19 protein-coding genes are annotated in these 25,413 nt (G+C 43.0%); 7 read left to right on the top strand and 12 right to left on the bottom strand.

All coding sequences use genetic code 11. The features are described from left to right. Positions 1-39: 39 nt before the first annotated feature. Complete coding sequence (locus V7K21_RS17090) at positions 40-1,698, bottom strand: mechanosensitive ion channel family protein (RefSeq protein ID WP_335176200.1); 1,659 nt, start codon at positions 1,696-1,698, stop codon at positions 40-42. A 389-nt stretch (positions 1,699-2,087) separates the two neighbouring features. Here V7K21_RS17090 and ahcY point away from each other — a divergent pair, with 389 nt between their 5' ends. After that, positions 2,088-3,365: an adenosylhomocysteinase gene (gene ahcY, locus V7K21_RS17085; protein WP_335176198.1), complete on the top strand. Its 1,278-nt coding sequence runs from the start codon at positions 2,088-2,090 to the stop codon at positions 3,363-3,365. A 169-nt stretch (positions 3,366-3,534) separates the two neighbouring features. Continuing rightward, on the top strand, positions 3,535-3,666 hold the full coding sequence (locus V7K21_RS17080; RefSeq protein ID WP_335176196.1) for an element excision factor XisI family protein: 132 nt from the start codon (positions 3,535-3,537) through the stop codon (positions 3,664-3,666). A gap of 120 nt (positions 3,667-3,786) precedes the next feature. Here the strand turns inward: V7K21_RS17080 and V7K21_RS17075 are convergent, their stop codons facing one another. Together V7K21_RS17075 and V7K21_RS17070 are read right to left on the bottom strand one after the other, a co-directional pair. Beyond that, positions 3,787-5,025 (bottom strand): bifunctional sterol desaturase/short chain dehydrogenase, encoded by a 1,239-nt coding sequence (locus V7K21_RS17075; RefSeq protein WP_335176194.1) that lies wholly within the window; start codon positions 5,023-5,025, stop codon positions 3,787-3,789. 127 nt (positions 5,026-5,152) lie between these two features. Continuing rightward, complete coding sequence (locus V7K21_RS17070; protein ID WP_335176192.1) at positions 5,153-6,097, bottom strand: fatty acid desaturase family protein; 945 nt, start codon at positions 6,095-6,097, stop codon at positions 5,153-5,155. 153 nt (positions 6,098-6,250) lie between these two features. On the opposite strand from V7K21_RS17070, the gene V7K21_RS17065 reads away from it, so the two are divergent. Further along, the gene (locus V7K21_RS17065) at positions 6,251-6,523 is read left to right on the top strand and encodes a hypothetical protein (protein ID WP_335176190.1); all 273 of its coding nucleotides are present in this window, start codon (positions 6,251-6,253) and stop codon (positions 6,521-6,523) included. 213 nt (positions 6,524-6,736) lie between these two features. On the opposite strand, the gene V7K21_RS17060 is transcribed toward V7K21_RS17065, so the two are convergent. The 3 genes from V7K21_RS17060 to aroF all read right to left on the bottom strand — a co-directional run bounded on the left by V7K21_RS17060 (position 6,737) and on the right by aroF (position 12,736). Next, positions 6,737-10,069 carry an efflux RND transporter permease subunit gene (locus V7K21_RS17060; protein ID WP_335176188.1) on the bottom strand — a complete coding sequence of 1,111 codons (3,333 nt, stop codon included), beginning with the start codon at positions 10,067-10,069 and terminating at the stop codon, positions 6,737-6,739. A gap of 8 nt (positions 10,070-10,077) precedes the next feature. Beyond that, entirely contained in the window at positions 10,078-11,490 is a 1,413-nt protein-coding gene (locus tag V7K21_RS17055; protein WP_335176186.1) for an efflux RND transporter periplasmic adaptor subunit, read from the bottom strand. Positions 11,491-11,863: 373 nt separating this feature from the next. Beyond that, entirely contained in the window at positions 11,864-12,736 is an 873-nt protein-coding gene (gene aroF, locus V7K21_RS17050) for a 3-deoxy-7-phosphoheptulonate synthase (RefSeq protein ID WP_335176184.1), read from the bottom strand. Between the two features lie 823 nt (positions 12,737-13,559). On the opposite strand from aroF, the gene V7K21_RS17045 reads away from it, so the two are divergent. From V7K21_RS17045 to dnaN, 3 genes are all read left to right on the top strand, one after another. Beyond that, entirely contained in the window at positions 13,560-14,054 is a 495-nt protein-coding gene (locus tag V7K21_RS17045; RefSeq protein WP_335176182.1) for a hypothetical protein, read from the top strand. A 305-nt stretch (positions 14,055-14,359) separates the two neighbouring features. Further along, on the top strand, positions 14,360-15,007 hold the full coding sequence (locus V7K21_RS17040; protein WP_335176181.1) for a pentapeptide repeat-containing protein: 648 nt from the start codon (positions 14,360-14,362) through the stop codon (positions 15,005-15,007). 213 nt (positions 15,008-15,220) lie between these two features. Continuing rightward, a complete protein-coding gene (dnaN, locus tag V7K21_RS17035; protein ID WP_335176179.1) occupies positions 15,221-16,384 on the top strand; it encodes a DNA polymerase III subunit beta in 1,164 nt (387 codons plus the stop codon). Between the two features lie 35 nt (positions 16,385-16,419). Here the strand turns inward: dnaN and V7K21_RS17030 are convergent, their stop codons facing one another. From V7K21_RS17030 to V7K21_RS17005, 6 genes are all read right to left on the bottom strand, one after another. Further along, complete coding sequence (locus V7K21_RS17030) at positions 16,420-20,292, bottom strand: GAF domain-containing protein (RefSeq protein WP_335176177.1); 3,873 nt, start codon at positions 20,290-20,292, stop codon at positions 16,420-16,422. Between the two features lie 256 nt (positions 20,293-20,548). Then, positions 20,549-21,736 (bottom strand): TRC40/GET3/ArsA family transport-energizing ATPase, encoded by a 1,188-nt coding sequence (locus V7K21_RS17025; RefSeq protein WP_273769113.1) that lies wholly within the window; start codon positions 21,734-21,736, stop codon positions 20,549-20,551. Between the two features lie 815 nt (positions 21,737-22,551). Then, the gene (locus V7K21_RS17020; RefSeq protein WP_335176175.1) at positions 22,552-23,295 is read right to left on the bottom strand and encodes a peptidoglycan-binding domain-containing protein; all 744 of its coding nucleotides are present in this window, start codon (positions 23,293-23,295) and stop codon (positions 22,552-22,554) included. A 245-nt stretch (positions 23,296-23,540) separates the two neighbouring features. Continuing rightward, positions 23,541-23,717, bottom strand: a complete 177-nt coding sequence (locus V7K21_RS17015; RefSeq protein WP_335176173.1) for a hypothetical protein — start codon at positions 23,715-23,717, stop codon at positions 23,541-23,543. Positions 23,718-23,898: 181 nt separating this feature from the next. Beyond that, positions 23,899-24,162: a hypothetical protein gene (locus V7K21_RS17010; RefSeq protein WP_335176171.1), complete on the bottom strand. Its 264-nt coding sequence runs from the start codon at positions 24,160-24,162 to the stop codon at positions 23,899-23,901. Positions 24,163-24,402: 240 nt separating this feature from the next. Beyond that, on the bottom strand, positions 24,403-24,801 hold the full coding sequence (locus V7K21_RS17005) for a hypothetical protein (protein WP_335176169.1): 399 nt from the start codon (positions 24,799-24,801) through the stop codon (positions 24,403-24,405). Between the two features lie 396 nt (positions 24,802-25,197). Here V7K21_RS17005 and V7K21_RS17000 point away from each other — a divergent pair, with 396 nt between their 5' ends. After that, positions 25,198-25,332, top strand: coding sequence for a hypothetical protein (locus V7K21_RS17000; RefSeq protein ID WP_335176167.1), 135 nt, complete (start codon positions 25,198-25,200; stop codon positions 25,330-25,332). The last annotated feature ends 81 nt before the right edge of the window (positions 25,333-25,413 follow it).

The following is a 25,413-nucleotide window of genomic DNA, read 5'->3' as shown; positions in this document are numbered from 1 at the left end:
GGTTAATCAACTGAAAAATGCGGTAATGAATTAAAATTTTTAATTATCTTTGCCATTACCCTGAAAATTTAACAAATGCTCATCATTCACCCAAATTGCTTGTTGAGGCACAGAAATGGAAATTTCAGCTTGGTCTAAGGCAACTTTCAGGCGGCGGCGAAACTCCCGTGCTACATCCCATTGTTTGAGAGGCTGTGTTTTAATCCATACACGAATAATCAAACCGCGATCGCCAAATTGATCTATTCCCAAAACTTGCGGCGGCTCCAAAATTTGAGGCTGCCATTGTACTTCTTGATTCATCTGGGAACCAACAGTTTCAATCAATTTCAAAGCCTGTTCTGTATCGGCTTGGTAGGCGATCGGGATTGTTAAATCGGCTCGTGACCAACGACTAGAAAGATTGGCAACAACTTTAATTTCACCATTGGGAATCGTGATCAAGCGCCCTTCCGAATCCCGCAGTTGGGTCATCCGCAGATTCAGATTTTCTACTAAGCCTCCCACGTCTCCCACACTAATCACATCGCCTAAAGCGTACTGGTCTTCTAGAATGATCAAAAAACCGTTAATCGCATCTTTAATTAAGTTTTGCGAGGCCAGAGATACTGCAACACCAACTAAACTCACACCCGCTAGCAAGGGAACAATATCTATCCCCAATGATACCAGCGCTAGCAAGAAGCCAACTCCTATCCAGATGCCAGTAGCGATACTTTTAGTCACGCCAGAAAATGTGGAAACTCGCAGTTGCAGCCGTTCAGAACTTTCTGGAGTCAGTAAAGCACCACTGCTGATCAGAGTGGTGGTGAAGCGGTCAATGAGGGCGTAGGTAAAACGGATCGCTACATAGGTTCCCAAGAACACGACACCTAATCGCAAAGGAAATTGGGCAGCTGTGAGAATTCCTACCTGGAATGGTCGTGTATAGGGAAATAGACCCAAAATAAAGAAACTTCCTCCTCCCCAAATTCCGGCTTGAGTTAGCTCAAACAATCGTCTTTTGACTTCTTGGAGATGCTGCTTTTGCCGTTGATTCAGTTGTGTTGTAATTGGTTGAGCTGCTGCTACTGCTGGTGAAATTGGGGAGTTTTGGGGCCCTCTGGAGGGTTGGGAGGCAATGGGGTGTAATAAATCTTTTTTGGAACGCCTTTGCCAGCTATATACCCCCCAACTCATCACAATCATTGCCAGTCCAATGCCCGCAGCCTTTTTACCTTGGTCGATTAAAGATTGAGTTTGTCTTTCTTGCTTTGCCTGTAGCAAGTCTTCCTTTAACGATTCCTTTATTTGATCTGCCGATGTCCATATATCTACCTCTCGCAATCCAGCATCCTCAGAAGTGATCGTCATCAGATATTGGTCGTTGACATAAATTACTGGTAAGTCGTTTACTTTGCGAACTTCTACCTTGACTTCTGTTTTGGTTGCTGACTTAATGTAACTTTGACTAATTTTCTGCAACTTCTTTTGAATATCTTCTGAACGCTCAGGAAAGTTGGCTTTTGATGCCGCTATCTGAAATAGCGGACGACCATCTAAATAAATCCAGCCTGTAACAAGTCTATTATTTGAATCATTATTCACACTGCTAGGAGCTTGCAGCTGCTGTAACAAAGGAATTTGGGCTGTGGCTTTTGGCACAGATACAACGGCTATGGCCATTGAACTAGCGATCACTAAAAATTGAAAGCGCACTTAAACACCTCCTTGAGTAAAATCTACTATTGACTACTTCCATAGCCATCCTCCTCAATTACTTTCTGTAAATGTACCTATCTAAAGTTGGGTTTTCCCATTAGATAATTAAATTTTGATGCTTTTTTCTTGCCCTATATCTTTAGAAAGATGACAAAATACTTAAAATCAGTATTAAAAACTGAGAAGAGTCTTACTCTTACCAAAGATAAAACAAAAAGGAAGAAGCTGGGGATGAAGTTGACATTCCGCTGATCAAACGTCAAGCTAGTTTTGAGGACTATTGACTAGTAGTTTGCTAATTCCAAGCAAAAATCGCCAGTAGTAGAATAACCTAGTAGAGTGCGTAAACTTTACGTAACTTTTTTAATTTTTTGAGGTAACTTTTGATGACCGCAACTTCTCCCCGATTAAAGCACGAGGTTAAAGACCTCGGCCTAGCTGCCTTGGGAAGACAGCGCATTGAATGGGCTGGACGCGAAATGCCAGTTTTGCGGCAAATCCGCGATCGCTTTGCCCAAGAAAAGCCCTTTGCTGGCTTAAAGCTTGTGGCTTGCGCCCACATTACAACCGAAACAGCACATTTGGCGATCGCTCTGAAAGCCGGTGGTGCAGATGCGCTTCTAATTGCTAGCAATCCCTTATCAACGCAAGATGACGTAGCAGCTAGCCTCGTCGTCGATCATGAAATTCCTGTCTTTGCTCAAAAAGGCGAAGATAACGCAACTTATAGCCGCCACGTTCAAATCGCCCTAGATCACCGCCCCAACGTCATTATTGATGACGGTAGCGATGTGGTTGCCACATTAATCCAAGAGCGCCAACACCAAATTGCTGATTTGATTGGCACCACTGAAGAAACCACAACCGGAATTGTGCGCCTCCGGGCCATGTTCAAAGATGGCGTTCTCACCTTCCCCGCAGTGAACGTCAACGATGCTGATACCAAGCACTTCTTTGATAACCGCTATGGTACTGGGCAATCGACCCTTGACGGCATTATCCGCGCCACAAATATCCTGCTGGCTGGTAAAAACATTGTCGTGGTTGGTTACGGCTGGTGTGGTAAAGGTACAGCCCTCCGCGCCCGTGGTATGGGTGGTAACGTGATTGTTACCGAAATTGACCCGATCAAGGCAATTGAAGCCGTAATGGATGGTTTCCGCGTCTTACCAATGGCAGAAGCTGCTAGAGTTGGTGATTTGTTTGTCACAGTTACTGGTAACAAGCACGTAATTCGCGCCGAGCATTTCGATGTGATGAAAGACGGTGCGATCGTTTGTAATTCCGGTCACTTTGATATTGAACTTGACTTGAAATACTTGGCTTCTCAAGCTAAGGAAATCAAGGAAGTGCGTCCCTTCACCGAAGAGTACAAACTGCAAAGTGGTAAATCAGTCATCGTTCTTGGACAAGGACGTTTGATTAACCTGGCTGCGGCTGAAGGACATCCCAGTGCAGTAATGGATATGAGCTTTGCCAACCAGGCTTTAGCTGTTGAATACCTAGTGAAGAATAAAGGTAAGTTAGAACCTGGCTTGCACTCAATTCCCATTGATGTAGATAAAGAAATTGCCCGACTCAAGTTGGAGGCGATTGGAATTAAGATTGATAGCCTAACACAAGATCAAATTGAGTACATTAATTCTTGGACTACTGGAACTTAATGATTGATTAATTGATTTTTTAGGGGATAGGCTTTTAGGCTTATCCCTTTTTTTGTGTTTGGTGCATACTGCAAGCAGAACCCGTAGGTTAGATGCAAATAGTACAAGATACAACAGCTTATTCAAAAAATTAGGTAAAATAATACTTTAAATCTTATTTTGACTTTCCATGTCAGCGAAAGATATCTTTCACAACGCAGTTCGTTTAGCTTTAGAAAAAGCTGGTATTCCTAAAAATCAAATTGTTCTCGCCTTTCAACTAGCCGATATTAGACAGTATACTGAATTTGCAGTTACTTAATTAAGTGTAGTTGAGTAGGTGCGTTATGCTGTCGTTAACACACCTTACGAAAGTTCTAGATTCTCAAGTCTAAGATCCTAAACTATTTGAAGTAGGAACAGGGTTATCAACAGAAGATTATTAACTCTTCGCTGTGCGGCTGAAGACTCGATAGTATAGCCATGTACTAGTTTCCTTTAAGGGAAACAGCAGATAGGTGAGAGGATTTATGGTCACAATAATATTTCGGAAGTCTCGCCGTGCCAAAAATAAGATCGCACGAGCAACTTGCTGTGCAGACATCACTCCATAAGGATTCAGTTGACTCTTAAACGGGCCAAGAATTAACTTGCGAATTACACAATCCCCGTCTAAACGCTTGAGGGTAACAATATCTCCTAGCGATCGCTTGCTGAGTTCATAAAGCGGACTCAGCGCTGGAGAAACCTCAGCCTCTGAAGTATTCACCCAAATTTCCTTAGTTGCTTTTGCTTGTGGGCCTGTCACAGTTGTCAAAAATACATCCATCAACCGCAATGCTGAAAAGGTATTCACCTCATAGGAGGAGTTGATGGCCTCTGATGTGCGACTGGCGTAGACATTGATTCCGTGGTTGATAATTAAAATATCTACTTTCTCTAAACTATTCTTCAGTTCGGCTTCGTTACCTAACTGCCAGGGAACCACTTTCACCCCAACTTGCCCTACTAATTTTTCTGGATTAGTGGTTAATGCCAGGACTTTAGCATTATTCTTTACAAGTTCAGCCGTTAATGCTTGTCCCAATGCTCCTGATGCTCCGGTTAAAGCGATGGTTTTCCCCTTGAGAGACAGTCCTGTACCAAGAATTTTATCAACTAGGGGAAAGACACCACTGTAGTAAGCGTTGACATTATCAAAATGATGCCGCCAATGGTAAGAGCGATTCACCCACCAAATGGATGGAATTGTCTCTAAAGGGCCGGGCAAGTGGTTGTAATCTGTATCAATTTTTACCTGGAAATATCGCACAGATGCGCCATATAAGAAGGTACAAGCATAAGCTACTCCTAGCCATAACCCCATTTGCTGGACAATTAAGGCAATTACCACCAATACCAGCAGCAGTAGACTCGACTCTAAAATGTCGTGATAGAGTTGGGATTCTTGATAAACTTTCGGGGAAACTATCGATAAATCCCGGCGATAGGCCATGTGGTGCTTGTTGTGCCATTTAGCAAGCCAATTGACTTGGTGACACAAAGCATGGTAACTGTCTCTCAAGACCTCAGCGAGTAAAAGTGAAAAAAGTCCCCAAGTAGCAAACTGTAAGCTGGCATTTAGCCAAACCCAATTAATTTGTAATTTTGCTTCAATTCCAATCAAGTTTTCAGATAGCATTTTTATCACGTTTGTCTATACTCGTTTTTCTTAATCATTCTTCATGATCATCTGATAAAGGTGCATTAAGGTCGAGCCTAGAGCAAACAAAAATCAAATAGACTTATTGTCATCCTACCAATTAGCCCTATTTAGCCACAATATCCCAGTTGACTTTCAGATAGCCAGGTTCAATGTGGGTAAAGTGTTTGCTCAACTGCTGATGTGCTTTTGGTAGGGCGTGGAACGGAATTGATGCGTACAAATGATGCTCTGCATGAAATGACATATTCCACATGAAAAATCGTGCCGGCCAGAGGGTCAGTGTTGTACGCGTATTCGTGAGCAGATTTGCGTCAAGAGTACAACCTGTATGTTCTGCTAACAGAATAAACCGCAGAATCGGCTGACCGACAAGCAGGGGTAGCAGCCAATAGAGGAAAAACCAAGGCTGACCAACTGCAATTGAGATAGCGATCACACCTGCATAAATACCTAATTGCCAACGTGTGGAGCGAATAACTTCGGCTCGTGCTGCTTCTGGCACAAATGGAAAATCGTCAAATTGAGCAGTTGCAACCTGAAAATGCCCACGTATTTTACCCCACCACCACGGTAAACCGCTAATTATCAACAAGTATTTACCCCGGTTGCTTGGTTTGGGATCGGTCAATTCCGGATCTTTGTCAGGAACGCGAGTGTAGCGATGATGCCACTTATGGTAACGACGAAAAAACGCGCTGTTGTAAAATGAGAGCAAGCCGGAAAACCAAGCTACAGCATCATTGAAACGATTGTTAGCAAAAGCTGTTCTGTGAACACATTCATGCATCGGTGCAAACATCGAAGCCAGACTAAAGCCGTAGATTACCAGTGCTGGTATAGCCACCGACCAATTGCCAAAGTTTGTTGCCCATAAGTAGCCACTCAAACCCATAACAGTGAGATGCAAAGCCAGTTGAACCAGTCCTTTGGAGTTGGAGCGATCGTTTAGAAGACTTAATTCCTGTATAGTGAGAATTTGGTAGAGTTTTTGCTCATTATCAACTTTGGATTCCAATAATTCAGATTGAATAATTGCGTTATTAGACATGATTTTAAGTAGGTCGGCGTGGGTTCGCTTCTAAGTGCTGAATTCTGACTCCTGAATTCTGACTCCTGCTGTAATTTTAATAGACACCGTGAATTTAGCTGACCACACCAGCGCGAAAAATTTGTTCTGCGGTTAAATTCAACTCTGGGAAACGTGAATGAGTCTTTGATACTCGCTGACGAGTCTTCGATACTCGTGAACGAGTCTTTTATACTCGCCGACGAGTCTTTGATACTCGTGAATGAGTCTTTTGTACTCGCTGACGAGTCTTTGATACTCGTGAATGAGTCTTTAAACTCCGTTAACGAGTCTTTGATACTCGCCGACGAGTCTTTAATACTCGTGAATGAGTCTTTTATACTCGCTGACGAGTCTTTGATACTCGCTTTTAACTTCCTTGAACTCAGGTTAAGAAAGAAGATTTAGTGTGGTGTTTCACCGTTTATTCATCCACCCTTTAAGTGACGCTTGTTCCGACACTCGTTCCTTGCTACCGCTTCTCTACGAGACGCGCAAGGGACGCTAACGGCAGTTCCTTTATGCCGCCAAACCCGTCCACTGGACTGCCTCACCAGTCGCACAGAATTCAATTTCTTTTTCTGGCGACTGATGCCTTTATTCTTTGTTGTTAATTACGAATTATGCTGACTGTTTACGCCAATTGTGTTTCTTGAGCTTTGTTTGCCAAGACTCCATGTAGGTGTAGAAAACGGGCGTTAAATAAAGTGTGAGAAACTGCGAAAATACTAACCCCCCAACTACTGCTAAACCAAGGGGACGGCGTGTATCTGCTCCGGCTCCCAAACCGAGGGCAATTGGTAAAGTCCCCATGAGTGCTGCCATTGTCGTCATCATAATTGGGCGGAACCTCACCAAGCAGGCTTCATAGATAGCATCATAGGGGGTTTTGCCGTTTTGACGGGCAATGATCGCAAAGTCAACCATCATGATGCCGTTTTTCTTCACAATGCCAACCAGCAAAATGATGCCCACAAAGGCGTAAATATTCAAGTCAACTTGAAACAACAACAGGGTCAGCAGTGCCCCAAATCCAGCTGAGGGTAAGCTAGAAAGGATAGTCAGGGGGTGAATAAAGTTCTCGTAGAGAATCCCCAACACGATATAAATCACGAAGATGGCAACCAGCAGTAGCAGTCCTAAGCCTTGAATTGATGACTGGAATGCCTGCGCTGAACCTCGGAAGCCTGTACTAATAGTTGGTGGCAGTGTTTGACGAGCAAGTTGCTCAATCTTCCCAGTAACGTTACCGAGTGACACTCCTGGCTTGAGATTAAAGGAGAAGGTAACAGAAGCAAGTTGCCCTTGATGGTTGATAGTCAAGGGGCCCACATCTTTAGTCATCGTGGCTACAGCGTTGAGAGGTACAAGTTGTCCACTGGGGGCACGAACTGAGAGTAAATCCAGGGCATTGGAGTTTTGTTGATATTTTGGTTCCACGCCCATAATTACTTGGTACTGGTTATCGGGGGCGTAGATGGTGGAAACTTGGCGAGTGCCATAGGCATTACTCAGGGCAGTTTCGATTTGATTGGCGGTCAAACCTAGAGCCGAAGCTTGGTCGCGGTTGATGTTTACTTTTACTTGCGGATTTTTGATTTGCAAATCGCTATTGACATCTTGTAAATCTGAGAGCGATCGCAGTTTTTCTTCTAAAACTGGAGCATACTGGTAAAGTTCCTGAATATTGGGTGTTTGCAGAGTAAATTGATACTGCGCTTTTGTCTGTTGTCCACCGACATTGATGGCTGGGGGATTTTGCAAGAAAACTTTGATTCCAGGCACACCTGACAACTTAGGTCGGAGTTTTTGTACAACTTCATCAGCACTGAGACGGCCCTCATGGCGGGGCTTGAGTTCGATTAAAATTCTTCCAGTGTTGGCAGAAGCATTTGGCCCGCCAGCCCCGACGCTGGAGTTGATGGAATCGACATTCGGATCACGGTAAGCGATCGCAGCTATTGCCTGTTGATGTTTTACCATCTCATCAAAGGATATATCCTCTGATGCCTGAGTAGTTGCAGTGATTTGTCCAACATCTGCGTTGGGAACAAACCCTTTAGGCACAATTATAAATAGATACACTGTCGCTACAAGAATCGCTCCCGAAATCACCATCGTTGTGCGGTGATACTTGAGTGATTTCTTCAAACTCCAATCGTATCCGCCCAATATCACATTAAAAACGTTTTCTGAAAAGTTGTAGAGACGACGGTTAAAATTTTGGATTTTGGATTTTAGACTTCGGCTTCTCTTTGAGACGCTACGCGAACGCTCAGTCGAACGATTTTGGATTGGGAATTGGGAATTGAGAATTTCTGCCTCATCTTCCCCTGCTTCCCCTGCTCCCCCTGCTCCCCCTGCTTCCTCATCTTCCTCACTCTCCGGTTCATGATGAGGTGGACTCAAGAATCTGGAACACAGCATTGGCGTCAAGCTGAGGGAAATTACGCCAGATACCAAGATTGCAACGCTAATAGTAACAGCGAACTCACGGAACAGTCGTCCCAGAATGCCTTCCATGAACAGTATAGGGATAAATACTGCTACTAAGGAAATGGTCATAGATAAAATTGTGAAACCAATTTCTTTAGAACCATTTAGGGCTGCTTCCATCCGGCTTTCGCCCATTTCCATGTGGCGGACAATGTTCTCCAGCATGACTACGGCATCATCAACCACGAAACCTACTGAAAGTGTCAACGCCATCAGTGACAGGTTATCGAGCGAGAAGCCCAGTAGCACCATCACCGCAAAAGTCGCTACTATCGAAAGCGGTACTGCCAAACTGGGAATGAGTGTAGCTGAGATATTGCGGAGAAACAGAAAGATTACCAGCACCACCAAGGCAATGGTGAGCAACAGCGTAAATTGTACATCATCCACCGACTCGCGAATTGACTGGGAGCGATCGTAAAGAATATCTACGTTCACAGCCGCCGGAATTTGTGTCCGAAAGGTGGGTAGCAGTTTCTTGATAGCATCCACTACTTGAACGGTATTGGTTCCCGGTTGGCGCTGAATTGCCAGAACGATCGCCCGGACGCCAGAATTTTGGATTTTAGATTTTGGATTTCGGATTGAGGATTTCTCCTCTGCTCCTTTTGTCCCCTTTTCTTTTACAGGAAAATACCAGCTTGCTATCTTGTCATTTTCCACGCTGTCCAGGACTTGACCCAGTTCTCCTAGCTGCACTGGTGCGCCGTTCTGATAAGCTACACTTAGGGAACGATAGCTTGCAGCATCGTTGAGTTGACCGTTTGCTTGAATCGTAGAATTCTGTTGCTGACCGTAAAGTGTCCCGGTAGGCAGATTGACATTTCCGTTAGCGATCGCATCAGCTACTTCATCAATTCCGATTCCCTTAACACTCAGTGATTCAGGGTCAAGCTGAATCCGTACCGCGTATTTTTGGGAGCCGTACACCTGCACTTGCGCCACTCCATCCACCATTGACAGGCGTTGTGCCAGCAATGTTTCAGCATATTTGTCTACAGTTGAGAGGGGCAGAATAGACGAATTCAGGGAGATGTAAAGGACTGGCTGGTCCGCCGGATTTACCTTCCGGTAAGACGGGGGATTAGGCATATTCGTGGGCAACTGCCTCGCTGCCTTAGAAATAGCAGACTGGACATCTTGTGCTGCCCCGTCTATATCCCGATTCAAGTCAAATTGCAGCGTAATCTGGGCACTACCCAAAGAACTGGTAGAGTTCATTGAACTCACTCCCGCTATACTAGAAAACTGCTGCTCTAAAGGAGTTGCTACTGAGGCAGCCATCGTCTCTGGACTAGCTCCGGGCAGATTAGCTGTTACCTGAAGTGTCGGATAATCCACATTAGGCAGGTCACTAACGGGTAGCTGTTGGTAACTGATCAGCCCAAATATCAAAATGCCAACCATAACTAGAGTTGTCATGATTGGACGCCGGATGAATAGCTCGGAAATGTTCATTGCGCTCCCTACCTCTTGCTTCCTACTTCCGGTTTCACTTGGACTATGGCACCAGCCACTAGGTTGAATTGTCCATCAATAACTACTTGCTCACCTGATTTCAACCCTTGCTTGATCACCGTTTCGTTCTTAACGGTATCACCGACGCTAATTGGACGCATTTCTGCTGTTTTGTCGGGTTTTACTACATACACAAACTGCCCCTGCTGTCCACTCTGTACCGCCTGAGAAGGAACAGTAATGGCATTTGGTTCTTCGCTCAGTTTGAGGACTACATTGACAAACTGCCCTGGAAAAAGTCGCTCGTCAGCGTTGGCAAAAGTACCCTTAAGTTGAATCGTACCTGTTTGGGTATTGACTCCACTATCAACAAAGGTGAGTTCGCCTCGTACCGGATGCCCTGCATCTTTAGGAGGTAAAGCATCGACTTCTAACTTGCCGTTAGCACTGTATTTTTTGATGTCTGGCAGCAGTCGCTGGGGAATGGAAAAGTTGACGTAAATCGGGTGGATTTGGCTAATCGTAATCAGCGAATCCTCGGCATTTGCAGCATTTGCCTTAACTAAGTTGCCTTGAGTTAGTTTCAAGCTACCCGTGCGTCCAGCAATTGGTGCGTAGATGGAAGTATAAGAAAGCTGAACTTTGGCATTGTCGATCGCAGCTTCATCTGATGCTACTGCTGCCAAGGCATTTTGTACATCTGCTTGGGCTGCCGCCACCGCTGCCTGAGCATTTGCTACTCCACCTTGATCTGCCTTCACCGTTGCCTGTTGAGCCTCAGCAGTAGTCTGGTACTGTTGGGCCTGTTCTTTACTGATTGCCCCTTTGTTGAGCAAACTAGCATAACGTTGAGCTTGCACATCTGCATTTGTTGCCTGCGCCTTATCCTTGACTACATTCGCTTTTGCTTGGTTCACATCGGCAATGGCTTTGAGCACATTTGCCTGTGCCTGTTTCACCAGCGCTAAATCTTTGGCTTTGGCAGCATTAGCTTGCATCAGCGCGGCTTGTAGAGGGCGGGAATCAATTTTAAATAATAAGTCTCCTTTATTAACGTTTTGTCCTTGCTGAAAATAGACGCCAGTAAGTTGTCCGCCCACCTGAGACTTGACAGATACCGTGGAATATGCCTCTACTGTTCCCGTAGCTGATAGCTGTATTGGAATCGTTTTTTGAGTCGCAGTGGCAACCACTACTGGCACAGCTCGTTTTTTTCCTGCTTCTTTTTTAGTAGATTCGGCTTCGGAAGCATTACACGCACTACACAAGTAGGCCAGACTTAATATAAGTAGCGACAACCGCCCTCTTTGAATAATGCTTTGAAAACGAGGAACAATTTGAGCAGCCAAGGACGAAGGCTTTGTCGTCTCAACAGGGGCTAAACAGCGCATATCGACAATCTGGGGGAAAGGGGCAAGCACAAACACGTACTAGCTTGTCGTTAGACATCGCATTTTCTGCAAAATGATTGGTTGCGATTAATTCTAATTAGAGAAGCGTAATATTAGTTAATCTAAACATTAGTGTACTAATAATTTATTGTTCAGCCTACCCCTTTTGGAAAGAACTTGTTGTAACTTTAGTATGAAGCCATTGTGACTTTGGTATGAAGTCTTTATGACTTTATTATAGAACTGCGTTGCAAAAATTGTTCGAGAGCAAATGGAATAGCCTAAGCAACAACTTTATTTTATGAAGGCGATCGCTGTTTATCGTCAAGCCAAAATAATCTTTTGACTGAGACATTCAACAGAAACGATGCCTACGGCGGTAAACTACGCCCCCAACTGAAATTTAAGCAGCACAAAAAATCGGGGCGGGTTTACAACCTGCCCCGATGGTTTCTGATATACTGCGCCCAACGGCTGTTGCTACAGGCTTTAAACTATTAACTAGATGCACCATATCTTCTAAAGAAAGTGCTTGACGGGCATCAGAAACAGATTTTTCGGGTTCTGGGTGACATTCAATAATTAATCCATCTGCACCGCAAGCGATCGCAGCCCTAGCCACAGGTGCCACCAGTTCACGTTTTCCGACGGCATGGGAAGGATCTACAATCACAGGCAGGTGAGTGATTTGCTTGAGTGCTGCCACTGCCCCTAAATCTAGGACATTGCGAGTGTAATCATCAAAGCTGCGGATACCGCGTTCGCACAACACTACATTAGGATTACCGTGGCTGAGGATATATTCAGCAGCCATGACGAATTCTTCAATTGTCGCTGCTAAACCACGCTTGAGCAGTATTGGCTTACCAGCTTGTCCTAAAGCTTTGAGCAAATCAAAGTTTTGCATATTGCGGCTACCAACTTGAAGCATATCAGCGTGAGCGGCGACTACTTCAATTTGAGAAATTGACATCACCTCAGTAACAACTGGCATATTGTAAAGCGATCGCACCCTTGCCAAAATCTTCAATCCAACCTCTCCCATACCCTGGAAGGCGTAGGGAGATGTGCGGGGTTTGTAGACACCACCACGCAAGCCCTGCACGGATGCAGTAGAGAGCTTTTGGGCGACTATCTCCATTTGTTCTAAGCTTTCAACGGTGCAGGGGCCGCCGATAATTACCAGTTCTTTGCCCCCGAAAGCGACTTTTTCTGAAAGTTTAACAATTGTCTGATGGTTCGGATGGGATTGTGTGGCAAGTTTGGCATTAATCATGGTTCATTCTCCTAAAAAATTAAGTATTGGGCACTATACCCCGATAAGAAAAAAGCCCAGAACCTTCGAGGAGTTCCGGGCGCGTTCTGATTCATTGGCATGACGCTATTTACCCGGAACTTATTCTGGGCCAAAAGTAAAAGCCATAAAACCAGCTACTGAAATAAGTCATAATGATGAAATTCTCCTTAAAAAAACAAAAACCGCAGAGTTCGCTCTGCGGTTCACCGGGCGGTTTCCGTTGGGAAACTCGATTCACTCCCGGTGAACCACCCTAAACCAAAAATAAAAATAAGAATTTGTGTTAAGCATTTGCGCGGCTTTTGCTGGAAAATTAAATAACTATAGCCATGTATAATAACATTAACAGAAAGAGTCGGCGGTGTCAAGACCCCCATAAACCATAAAAAAGCGATAGACTCAGTACAACTGTGGGAGTCAAGACTATTGACATGCTCACGCCCGCTGAAGCCACGGTGATTCCAACTTCAAGAGACGCGAGTTTTCTGGTTCTGCGAGTCGGCTTACTTGGGTATCGTTGCCGTTATCCACTTAAGAGATGTTAATTTCCGTATGCCCTACGGTACTCAATCCAATACGAAGAATATTCACCGCAGCATTATGATTCACGAGCTAAAACCGTTCCACATAAACAAGCGTGAGTCCTAGTGCTTAGACGGATTGAGAAGTTAAAATATATAATTCTCCTAACTTGTAACCTCACCTTGCGAAAGCTGATTGCCGACAATTGACAATCACCATACATTATTCTTACCCAAGTCTTCATTGACCAGATTAACTTTTTAGGATCATCAGTTTCATTATGCCCAGTTCCAAAATCTTAGCCCAATCTTTCGACTATTATGGAGTTTACCCCTGCCCAGTCTGTCGGATAGGTAAGATTTCTCATATGCCATTAATGGAAGCTATGGCTTGTGACTTTTGCCAAGAGATTTTTACAGTCAATCTAGAACTACAGCAAATCAAAATGCCTTCTAGGCAACCACCCTTAATTTGGCGTTGGAATGGATTTAGTTGGACAGAAGCCCAGTTGGAAGGTATGGAATTAGGTTGGGGTTATGGAGTAGCAGCAGCAGCTTTTGTAATTCTTCCCACTACTTTAATTGGCATAGTAGCTTATTATTTTCCTGCTAATCTCAAGGAACCCATTACCTGGATGCCATATATTTGGACTATATTAACTTTCTTATCACATTTATCAATTATTGTTTGGATTTTTATTGAAGTCTATCAGATTCCAGTTGCAGCATATTTGAGAGCGATCGCTCGATGGAGAAATGGGGAGATGGAGAGATGAGGAAGCGGGGAGGCTGGCGTTGCTGGCGTTGCAGAGGGGAAGTTGTAGTAAGTATTTCTGCTTTGCTCCTTTGCTCCTTTATCTCTTGTGCCCTATGACGCCAGTCGCCTCTTTTAAGGGAGACGCTCTTGCTAGCTTGCTTCCCCGTAGGGGTACAAGTCGGGAAACCCTTGACGCTCGATTACTCGCTACCGCTACGCTAACGGCAGTGGCTCCCCAATGCCCCATAATCAATGACATAATGATTCAGCGGATAGATCGACTCCATAACTCATAATTAAGTTGATTGTCCACCAAAATATCGTATGAGCGATCTGGAGCAGTACTATAGAATTTTGGAATTAGAGCCTGGGGCAACACTTGACGAAGTGAACCAGGCTTACAAAGATTTAGTCTTTGTTTGGCATCCCGATCGCATTCCCAAAGACAATCTCCGTTTACAGCAGAAAGCACAGAACAAGCTGAAAGCTATAAATGAAGCTCGTGAAAAGTTGCGCTCTCTAAAAACCAAACCTCAAACCACGCTTAACTCACCGCCACCTGAACCACAAAAACCATTTCAAACAACCCAGGAACCACCAAAGAAAAGCTCAGACTTGAGTGGCAAAGACTACAGTCGGGCAAATTTGAGCAATAAAGACTTATCTGGCAGAAATCTGAGTTATGCCAATTTGAGTGGTGCTAATCTCAGTGATACTTTTATGCACAAAGTCAACCTCAGAGGTGCGAATTTATCTGAAGCAAATTTATTTCGGGCAAACTTACTTTTAGCGGATCTGCGGGAGGCGAACTTACGTGCTGCTAATTTGATTGGAGCGGATCTTAGTGGGGCCGACTTGCGGGGAGCCGACTTGACAGGAGCGCGGATTCGCTCTGGTGAGCGCCTTTTGGTTAAACTAATTGGTACTAACTTAGCTGGGGCAATTATGCCTGATGGTGCAATTTACCAATAATTGAAAACATAGAATTGATCTGACACTTGAGGGTGCGGAATGTGGGATATATTTCTGGTGTATTCCATACCGAACTCTTAATACACCCGCGATTAATGCAATCGTACTTGTCAGCAGTTTCCGGTAGCTAGCAATTATAGGCAACACGCCTACCCCTACTCTCCTATGAACAATAACGGTGTTAGGATATCTTTCACCAGCGGAATCTGACTTATGAAATTAGTTTGCTCCCAAAGCGATCTTAGTACAAACCTCTCACTCGTCAGTCGTGCAGTACCTTCACGACCAACTCATCCTGTACTTGCCAATGTGCTGCTACAAGCGGATGCTCAAACTAACCAGGTAAGCTTAACAGCCTTTGATCTCAGCTTGGGAATCCGCACCAGCTTTAACGCTGAGGTATGGCAAGGAGGTGCGATCGCACTTCCTGCTAAGTTACTTGTAGACATCACCTCTCGTCTTCCAGAAGGCGAAATCACTCTAGATGATGAATCAGCCCTCATAGGTGCAACATCCGGTGGAGAAGGTTTAATTGTCACACTCACACCCAAGAGTGGACATTACCAAGTCCGAGCAATGGGGCCTGAAGAATTTCCGGAACTACCTGTAATTGAAAATACAGAAGTAATCCATCTCACCACCACCGCATTAATTGAGGGATTACGGGGTTCATTGTTTGCTACTAGTGCTGATGAAACCAAGCAAGTACTCACTGGAGTGCATTTAACAGTTAAACAAGATACCCTAGAATTTGCAGCTACCGATGGACATCGCCTAGCAGTGGTAGAAACTAGCAACGAGCGTCCTCTAGGCGGAACTAATCAACTAGAAGTGACAGTACCAGCTAGAGCATTACGCGAACTCCAACGAATGCTAGCTCATAGCGCCTCATCAGATGAACCTGTAGCTTTATATTTCGATCAAGGTCAAGTTGTATTTTCATGGCAAAATCAACGCTTGACTAGTCGCACATTAGAAGGGCAATATCCTGCCTATCGACAACTGATCCCGCGCCAATTTGAGCGACAAATTACAATTGAACGACGAAAATTTGTCAGCACTTTGGAGCGGATTGCTGTATTAGCTGATCAGAAAAATAATATTGTTAAGGTTAGTATTGATAGCGAAGCTCAAGAAATTACCTTATCTTGTGAAGCTCAAGATGTGGGAAGTGGTAGAGAATCAATGCCGGCCCAGATTTCTGGGGAAAATATAGAAATTGCTTTTAACATTAAATATTTGATGGAAGGCTTGAAAGAGTTACCATCTTCTGAAATTCAAATGCATCTAAATCAAAGCCTGACTCCAGTGATTTTTACGCCATTGGGTGGTTTGAAAATGACCTATTTAGCTATGCCTGTGCAACTTAGAAGTTAATCGGACTTATACCAATTTTATGTTGGCTCCCAAACCTACGGGAGTTGATTGTGCGATTTGGTGATTTGTATAATCGGAATTTCAATCCAAAATTCTGTACCTAATCCTGGCTGAGAATCACATTTAAACACACCACCGTGTTTATCCACCACAATCTGATAACTAATTGACAACCCCAAGCCAGTGCCTTTCCCCACTGGCTTAGTAGTAAAAAATGGGTCGCAGATTCTTGCCTTTATGGCTTCGGGTATTCCTGAGCCATTGTCTGCAATGCGAATTACTACACTATTGACATTGCCTTCAAGCTCACCAAGAGCAGTACGGATAGTAATTTGATGGCTATGAAGTTTCGATTCAGATTCCCTGTAATCTTCTAGGGCATCGATCGCATTGCTTAAAACATTCATAAATACCTGATTCAGTGGGCCAGCATAGCACTCTACTAAGGGCAAGTCACTGTACTCTTTAACTAATTTAATAGCCGGACTTTCCGGTTTTGCTTTCAAGCGATGCTGCAAAATTAGCAAGGTGCTATCAATGCCCTCATGAATATTAACTGGCTTTTTTTCCGCGTGGTCAAGGCGGGAGAAATTTCGTAAACCCAAGACTATTTGACGGATGCGATCAATCCCAATTTTCATAGAAGATAGAGTTTTCGGCAAATCCTCGATGATAAATTCTAAGTCTATTTCTTCTGAGCGATCGCGAATCTCAGAGTTGGGGTCAGGGCAGTTTTGCAGATATAGGTCTAGTATACTGAGTAAATCTTGGGTGTAATCATTGACATGGTTGATGTTGCCATAAATGAAGTTCACCGGGTTATTAATTTCGTGAGCAATACCAGCTACCAATTGACCTAGTGAGGACATTTTCTCAGTTTGGATCAGTTGGGTTTGAGTTTGCTTTAAATCATGCAGAGTTAGAGCCAGCTTTTCTGTCTGCTCTTTAGTCTGATTATGCAATTGGGCTTGTTGGAGTGCAACCCCAAGCTGATTAGCAATTTGAGTAATAAACTTAATTTCTGAGGCTTCCCAGTGGCGGGGTGCAGAGTTCTGGTAAGCTGCTAGCAAGCCCCATAGCTGTTGCCCGATAAATATGGGTGCGATCGCATATGCCTTTACTTGTAATTGCTCCAGAGCCGCAATGTGACACTCCGAGTGACCAGACTGATAGATATCATCAACTATATAGCTTTCATTATGGCGATATCGTCCACCTTGAGTTTCCTGTAAATAGCTATCTTTCCAAACTGTCTTAAGATCAGAACCTACAAGTTTTACCCAACCATCACCCACAAACTCGGCGATATATTCACCACTCCAATCTGGATGAAAGCGATAGACAGCCACACGATCCGCTTGCAGTGATTTGCAAATTTCTTGAGTGGTAGTTTGAAAAATCATATCTAAGTCAAGAGATTCCCGGATTTTCGCAACAACTTCAAACAATACCTGTTGTTGTTCTGCCGCTTGTTGCAAATCAACAGCTTGATGCTTGGTTTGTTCAAGTAAATCAGCTTGTTCCAGTGCTACAGAAAGCTGTGCAGCAACTTGGGTAGCGAACTGGATTTCTGAGGATTGCCATTCACGCGGTTGGTAACACTGGTGAATGCACAACAAACCCCACAGTTCATTACTTTTAGCCAGTGGCAAAACTAAATTGGCTTTAACTTGGAGTTGCTCCAGCATTTGGACATAACAAACATTCAGATCAGAGTTCTGGATATCAGCGATCGCGTGGATGCGTCCTTGACGATAGAGGGCATCATACTTCTTCTTAAAGCAGTTGTCTTGAATTTTTAATGTTAAAGCAGAAGTAAACTCTGGCGAAAGATCCTCTGAAACAATTTCACCTTCATCGAGTTCGGAATTCGGGTCAAAGCGATATACTACCACTCTGTCAGCATTCAAAGAGCGACGAACTTCACACACAGTTGCGGCAAAAACTGTATTTAGATCAAGAGATTCCCGAATTTTGGCAACAACTTCAAACAATATATGTTGTTGTTCTGCCGCTTGTCGCAAACTTAACGTCTGCTGTTTTGTTTGCGTGAGTAATTCTGCTTGCTGAAGTGCTACCCCCATTTGGGCAGCAATCTGACTGAGAAAGTTAACTTCGTATTTTTCCCATTGCCGGGGGCCAGTGTGTTGATAAGTTGCCAGCAAACCCCAAAGTTTTTGCCCAACAAAAATCGGAGCAAGCACAAAAGCGTGAATTTGAAACTGTTCTAGATTATCGATATGACACTGGGCAAACCCCATAGTATAGATGTCATCAGCTGCAAATGTTTCATTGTTGCGGTAACGTCCTCCTTGTGTGTCTTGCAGGTAGGTATCATTCCAAACTGTATTAATACCTAGTTTGGAGTCATTCGACCAGTATGGACTAGCAGCCTCGAAATCCCCGACAAATTCACCACCCCAATTAGAATCGAAACGATAAACAGAAACGCGATCAGCTTTGATTAATTGACAAACCTCTTTAGTAGTTGTTTGAAAAATAGTATTTGTGTCAAGAGATTCCCGAATTTCAGAAATGACTTTAAACACAGCCTGTTGTTGTTCAGTTGTCCGTTGTAATTCAACTGTGCGTCTTTTAACTTGTTTTTCTAAATTTTCATTGAAGGCTTGCACTTGTTGGTATAGTTCATACTGCTGAACTGCTGAAGCAAAATGTTTACCGAGGTCTCTAGCCAGTTCAATCTCTTCGAGAGTCCATTTTTGAGCTTGTGCTTTTTTAGATTCGCGCCAAACCTGAAAGGATTGTCGGGGGTACAGTTGCCTTTGATCGCTGTCATACTGCCCCGCCCACAGGGTTTCTGTATCGATTTCATCGCGGAAAATACTTAAATAGCCCAGCAACTGCTGACGATACTGGAGTGGGATCATCAACATGCTGCGAATTTTAGTTGGTTGAAAAGCAACTTGCAAAGTTCGCAAGCTAGGAGTTTGATATATATCTAAAATCGGCCAAACATCGTAGTTACTAGACTTGTAGTATTCCTGCCAGACGCTATACTGCTCTATGAGTGGATACATAGTTTGTTCTGGCATCACAGGTTGCTGTCCACAAATATAAAGCTTGATACAACTATTTCCCGGTATTAGGCATTCTGTTAAGCTGGTCAGGTTGCCATTGTGGGAATCAAAAGCTGCATTTCTAATACAAAGTCTGCCACCAACACCATTGAAGGCAGCAACAGCCGCTTCTAGGGCTGGCTGTAATATAATGGTGGGTAGTGAATGCAGCAGAGTAGCAATGCGGTTAATGATAATTTCTCGTTCGGCTGTTTTGCGGACTTGAGTAAGCAGGGTACTTTGAGCGATCGCTACTGAAAGTTGCTCTACTACCATCTGTACAGCTTCCAGTTCATATTCTGAAATCTGGCGTGACTCAGAATGGTGAGACACTAGCAGCCCCCAAAGTTGATCTTGATAAATAATCGGCGCTACTACAGAAGATTTGACCCCCATTGCACTTAAGTACTCAACATGACATGGATCTACAGGGCGGTAACGGATATCTTCTGATATAGTTTCTCCATTTTCCAAATCATGCAAGTGACTTTGACCAATCTCTTTAGTATCAAGATTAACAACAGAACGCACTCGTGATTTAATAAATAGTTCACGGGCGGTGGGCGGAATATCATCAGCAGGAAAGTTAAGCCCCAATAGCGACGGCAACCGATTTTCGTAAATTGACTCAGCAATCACTTGACCACTATCATCGGCATGAAATTTGTAAATCATTACTCGGTCAGTTTTTAGTAGCGATCGCACCTCTGCCGTTGTGACTGTGATAATTTCTTTCAACTCTAAGCTTCGTCGGATACGGTTTGTAATGCGGCGTAGTAAACTTTCTTCATGGCGACATAAGGGCAAATATTGTTCAGGGTTGGAGATCATTGCTTATAGCAAAATAAATTAATAATTTGCAAACTGAAATAATTAAATCTAAAGCCATTTTGAAATTTATTTCATCAAATTGTCTTCAGTGAAACTACTGCCAAATCCCTAAGACAAATATTTATTTAACTTTTAGAAAAATTTACCAAAAACTCATAAAAACAGACGCTAAAAAAATTGCGTCTGTACTAGCTATAAGAAAAGATTCTTGCTTTTTAGGTTTGAGTTTTTGTCAAATATTGCCGGAGCAACAAAATTAAACTCTTATGTTGTCAGTAAAACGAATTTTAAGATAATCGTCTTCCATCTTTGCCCCTCCTGGTTGTAGTGCTGCTAAGGCTTGTGGCAAAACTAAGTTACGACGGTGGTTGCCAATAGTAATGTTTAATTCGTCTCCATTTTTACTCAGTTGAACTTGGTTTTTAGGAATACCAGGTAAGTAAAGTTCTAAACTGTATTGGTTTTGCTCCTGTACGACTCTCATAGTCGTTTCTTTATAATAAACCTGAGTCGGATCTTCATCTTTATAAAGGGTTTCCTTCAGGCGTTCTAATGAAGCCAATCCGCACATTTCCTCAGAAAAAAGTGGAACTTCTTTCACAGGTAGAGGGTGGAAATTATCATGAATCTCCTGGCGATATTGTTCCTGACTTTCCTTCCAACGTTGAAAAAATGGGTCTTGGACTTCACTTGGAATAATCCGATTAGCCACTACTAAATCTGTTGCAACATTATACAAACTCAAATAAGCATGGGCCCGAAGAGACTCTTTAATCACCATTTTTTCAGGATTAGTGACCAGACGCACTGAGGTTTGAGTATTGTCTGTTAATACTTTTTCCAGAGCTTCAATTTGTTCATAAAACTCATAAGGTGCATCCATCACCTCTTTATCTGGTAGCGAAAAACCAGCAATTGGTCTAAAAAAAGGTTCAACCAGAGGTCGAAGTGCTACGGAGATGTTTTGAAATGGTTTGTAAAAACGGCGCATATACCAGCCACCGACTTCAGGTAAACTCAGCAAGCGCAGTGCTGTGCCAGTGGGGGCTGAATCGATAATTAAAACATCAAACTCACCTTCATCGTAATGGCGTTTCATCCTTACCAAGCCAAAAATCTCATCCATGCCTGGTAAAATTGCCAATTCTTCTGCCTGTACGCCGTCTAAACCTCTTGCCTGTAAAACTTGGGTAATGTAACGTTTCACAGCACCCCAATTTCCCTCTAGTTCTTGCAGCGCATCCAGTTCTGCACCCCATAGATTTGGGCGAATTTCCCGGGGTACATGTCCCATTTCTATGTCAAAACTGTCTGCCAGGGAGTGAGCGGGATCTGTACTTAAAACCAATGTTCGATAGCCTAATTCTGCACAACGGAGTCCAGTTGCAGCAGCAACGGAAGTTTTGCCCACGCCGCCTTTGCCGGTCATTAAAATTACACGCATAGATGCTTCTGTCCTGCCTGAGGATTTTTTACATTTATTTACATTATCGACTGTTTAAGGAAAATAAATTAGTAGGCAAGGTTTTGAGTTTATCAAACTGATTATCAATAGTGTCAGTTTATTGATAGACTTTTAACAGAAAATCAAGGATTTTAAAAATAATTTCCGTTCTTTTGCGTCCATTTGATTGCCAGATCGACTTGTGTGTACAAAGTAGCCCAATTTATCAGGGAGCGGGCGCGCGCGGTCTTCTCCTTACAGCCCTTCCCTAACGGGACGCCTTGCGGCGAACGGGCATCCTACGGCAGGTAGACGTTAGCTTCTCCTTTGGGGAGAAGTGGAGACTATGCCACACGTAAGCAGCGTTGCGCCAAAAAGTTAGACGTTCGCAAACTCGCGCTTCGCTGCGCTATCAAGACGTCTGGGGTCTTCTCAAGTGGAGCGACTGGAGTGGCGAGTGGGGGGATCTAATTGCTCAACATAGTTTGATTTTATTGTCCACTTACTTATCATTATTAAAGTGAAGCGGTATTAAGCTAAAGCTGTAACGCACCCTACTGATGTGGTAAGACTAAATTTGTACATTAGATTTATGGTTTTTTGAGGCGAAAGCGCTACTACCAGCCTTTAGCTATTACACCATTTTAATCTTGCCATGCTACTACTTAAAATTTTCTGAATTCTAAATTCTAACTCTCGAAACTTATAAATCTAAGGAAGCTAAATATTGAAAAATCTAGAGCAAAGGAAACCTCTGCTCCGGTTTTTCGCTTAACTCAGAGTTATCTCTGAATTCTGCTGTATATCTTATTTGTTTACTTCTTATTCCAGAGACTTAAAAATGCTTGAGAGATAGCTGGGGTAATCTGACTTTGTAAGTGATTTAGTGCATCACGATGGTTTGCATTGTTGTCATCATAATAAGTAAATAAATTCGTCAGCTTGACAATCTCAGGATTTTGATCATTTGTCCCCCTCCATTTATTAGTAACTTTGTATAAAACGTCTTTGGGTAGATTTTGTTGTAAGTTATTTAGGGCTGCGATGTAAGAAGGATTTTGAGGATTCTTTTTGAATTGAAAGCACAAATCTATCAGCTTAAGTTGTGATTGTGGCTGTGGCTGGGGCTTATGTGTTATAGTTAGTTGCTGTAGAATTTGACGCTGTTCAATAGTGGCAATGCCATTTTCAGTAAAACCCTGAGATTTCTGAAATTTCTTGACTGCTGTATAAGTGGCTGGCCCATAAAAGGGCTTGTCTAGAGGAATTTCGGCATTGGTTGCAAAACCGTGAAACTTCAATCTATTCTGAAGACCTTTGACTGTATCTTCCATTACAGTTCGAGTCTCTGAATCAGCGTTACCATTTACCACAAGTTTTTGTGAGTACTGTTTCTGAAACTTTTTAATCGCTTCTTCGGTAGGATCATCAGTCAAGGAGTTATTGTTCCTCTTCCAGGGAGCAAATTTTGTGATATCAGGCTTAGGATCAATCTCAGGAGCTAAATATCCCAGCCCGATCAATATATGACGGATGACTTCAGGGCTACTAACGGCCATACTTCTTGATTCCTTTGCTACTAAGCTACCATTTAATGTATCTTGTTTTACAAAAATTAAGTAAGTAGAAATAAATAAATCTAACATATCTTGTTTGCAAGGCGTTCTAAAAGTTAAGCAATGTGTGATGACAAGGTGCAACTCTTTGAGAGGTTTGGCGTAAGTGACTACACACTGGTAAAAAGAAAAGTGGTTTTAAGTCTTAGTGAGCGATCGCGATCGCTTATTCTCAACTATTGATGATACTACGCAATGTTTCCTTTACACCAGCTTGCAAGCGGCTCTCCGTACTTGTGCGACCGCTCTTTGTTATTTTGCCACGTTTGTAAAAGAAAGTTGCGATTGGCAACGAAGAAAAAGGGGTAAGTGATCGCTTCGGATTGCTTCCAAATAGCGATCGCATCTATTACAGCAGATTTCAAGCTAGTTAAGTACAGTCCTTTGGTCTACAAGCCAGATAAAAAACCTTTTTGACTTTTAACCAAAGGCGGAGCGTCTCCGGCTTTACTCCTAACTCCTGCTCTAAAAGGTTGTTTGAAAAGTGTTTCCCTGGTGACTTTAGGCACTTCCAGATCCCCCCTAACCCCCCTTTTTAAGGGGGATTTAGAGGGATCTAAAACTTTTGATACCGAGAAGAGAACTTTTCAAACATCCTCTAAGCTCGACTTTATCCATTTTTTTCGCAATAGGCTCACTATCGCTAAAACCTTTGTGAGACAGTAGTTTTACTTTTTTAACTTCATCGATAATCTGTGACGTGGAAAAAGTATTTGCCAAAAAGCCAGGGTTTTGACCGGATAAAGAAAACTGAGTTCTTAATTTTGGATAAAGTCGAGCTAAGGGACTGACAAAAAATAAATTATCCAAAATTATTTGCACATTTGTAGGGGCGTAAGGCCTTGCACCTCAAAGATGGGATGTTTTTTTAACTGGAAGTCCCTAATGATAAGTAGCTGCACAAAAATATTGATAGTCATTACCAACGAAGTAAAGCAGTCCTAAACCGCAAGCGAATTGCAACTTTACGAGACGCTACGCCTAGCTTGCTTCCTCATAGGAGTGCGTTACACTTGTAATGATATTGTGTAATTAATTCTGTCCAACTACTTACTTAGCGGTTTGAGCGCTCTTTTTTGATTTTTGCTTTACGCCACCTTTCAAACGGGTTATCCTGCTTTTGCGGATGCGCTCGCTTTTGCGAATACCACCCGCCATCTCATATTCGAGGCTATCGTTACCGTACTTGAAAGCAACTCCCATCAACATTTTCGCAGTAAGATTACCTAAGCTTGTTTCTAACTCTTCAATCTCGCTTCGGTAAGAATCAATCATCGCTAGAGCGCTGTTATACTCATCAATTTTGGTGCGTAACTGCTCAATTAGTTGTGTGAAGTTTTTTAAGTTGTGAGCATCCCCAAAATCTATGGTTGGATCAATCGCCTTCAATCCAGAGGCTCTTAACTCAGCCTTTTCTAGAATGCGGGATATTAGTTTTTTACGAGTCATAAATTTACTCTTATCAAAAGCTTATAAAGCTAGCTTGCCCTACAGTGACTATATATCGCAGCAGTATAATCCGCAAAAGATTGTACTTTTTTAACTAAACTAATTATTTTTCCTGGTTTATCAGCTTAACGGCAGATCGAGTGTTAATAACGACAAATTCAGTATTTATAACAAAAGCTTAATTTTTATTGATAGTAGCTTAAGTTTTCCTTATAAATACTTCAGTTTTAGTAACGATAACTTCAGTATTCATAAAATTATATTAAGATTTAGTATTGTGTTACCCGAAGGGGGGTTCCCCCCGTTGTAGCAAGTGGCGTTTTAGGAACGAAACCCAACATTCTCAAGACTTTGTTGGGTTGCGCTGCGCTTAACCCAACCTACGATTCTTCTTAAGTGAACCGTATTGCTACGCGAACAGCATCCCTCTTATTTCAAGAACTGCTGCGATCATTGTTAGCTATTTCACCATCTTGGCAAAAGGGAACTGCGATCGCATTACCTAAAAGAAAATCAGTCGTAACTGCCTAGCTAGTAGTAATAGAGGAAAGGAAAACAGAGACATTACCTTCTAAAGCATCAGTAATAACTTCGAGGAGATTAAGACCATGC

The sequence above is a fragment of the Nostoc sp. genome, from assembly GCF_036919595.1.
Lineage (GTDB): Bacteria > Cyanobacteriota > Cyanobacteriia > Cyanobacteriales > Nostocaceae > Nostoc.
Note: the sequence above shows the minus strand (reverse complement) of the source record. Positions and strands in the feature narration are given on the sequence as shown.